The sequence below is a fragment of the Taklimakanibacter albus genome, assembly GCF_016595235.1.
In the GTDB taxonomy this organism is placed as follows: Bacteria; Pseudomonadota; Alphaproteobacteria; order Rhizobiales; family Aestuariivirgaceae; genus Taklimakanibacter; species Taklimakanibacter albus.
Genome location: NZ_JAENHL010000001.1, coordinates 1 through 1,191, shown reverse-complemented (window position 1 = coordinate 1,191; position 1,191 = coordinate 1). Strand labels below are relative to the sequence as shown.

Below are 1,191 nucleotides of genomic sequence, written 5' to 3'. Positions count from 1 at the left end.
TTACTCTACGATTTTGGCGACGACGCCGGCGCCGACGGTACGGCCGCCTTCACGGATGGCGAAGCGCAGCTTCTCCTCCATGGCGATCGGCGTGATCAGCTCGACATCAACCGTGACATTGTCGCCGGGCATCACCATCTCGGTGCCTTCCGGCAGCGTCACAACACCCGTCACGTCCGTCGTGCGGAAGTAGAACTGCGGACGATAGTTGGTGAAGAACGGCGTGTGACGGCCACCCTCCTCCTTCGTCAGGATGTAGGCTTCAGCCTTGAACTTCTTGTGCGGCGTGATCGAGCCCGGCTTGGCCAGAACCTGGCCACGCTCGACACCCGTGCGGTCGATACCGCGCAGCAGCGCGCCGACATTGTCGCCAGCCTCGCCCTGATCGAGCAGCTTGCGGAACATCTCGACGCCGGTCACCGTCGTCTTCGTCGTCGGACGCAGACCGATGATCTCGACTTCCTCGCCGACCTTCACGATGCCACGCTCGATACGACCGGTCACAACCGTGCCGCGGCCCGAGATCGAGAACACGTCTTCGATCGGCATCAGGAACGGCTGGTCCTTCGGACGCTCAGGCTGCGGGATATAGGCATCAACCGCTTCCATCAGCTTCAGGATCGCATCATGGCCAAGCTCCGGGCTCTTGTTCTCGAGCGCCATCAGAGCCGAACCCTTGACGATCGGAATCTCATCGCCGGGGAACTGATACGAGCTCAAAAGATCGCGGATTTCCATCTCGACCAGCTCGATAAGCTCAGGATCGTCGACCATGTCGACCTTGTTCATGAACACCACCAGCGCCGGAACGCCGACCTGACGGGCCAGCAGAATGTGCTCGCGCGTCTGCGGCATCGGGCCGTCGGCAGCCGACACGACCAGGATCGCACCGTCCATCTGCGCCGCACCGGTGATCATGTTCTTCACATAGTCGGCATGGCCAGGGCAGTCGACATGGGCATAGTGGCGGTTCTTCGTCTGATACTCGACGTGAGCCGTCGAGATCGTGATACCGCGCGCCTTCTCTTCCGGCGCCTTGTCGATCTGGTCATAGGCCGTGTAGGTCGCTCCACCCGTCTCAGCCAAAACCTTCGTGATCGCAGCCGTCAATGACGTCTTGCCATGATCGACATGGCCGATCGTGCCAATATTGCAGTGCGGCTTGTCGCGGTTGAATTTCTCTTTGCCCAT

General features: G+C 60.8%; 1 protein-coding gene. It reads right to left on the bottom strand.

Annotated features, from left to right (window positions below; genetic code table 11):
* Complete coding sequence (tuf, locus tag JHL16_RS00005; protein WP_200182860.1) at nucleotides 1–1,191, bottom strand: elongation factor Tu; 1,191 nt, start codon at nucleotides 1,189–1,191, stop codon at nucleotides 1–3.

Excerpts from the sequence above, each read along its gene's own strand:
- tuf (WP_200182860.1), bottom strand. The coding sequence starts at position 1,191 with ATGGGCAAAGAGAAATTCAACCGCGACAAGCCGCACTGCAATATTGGC.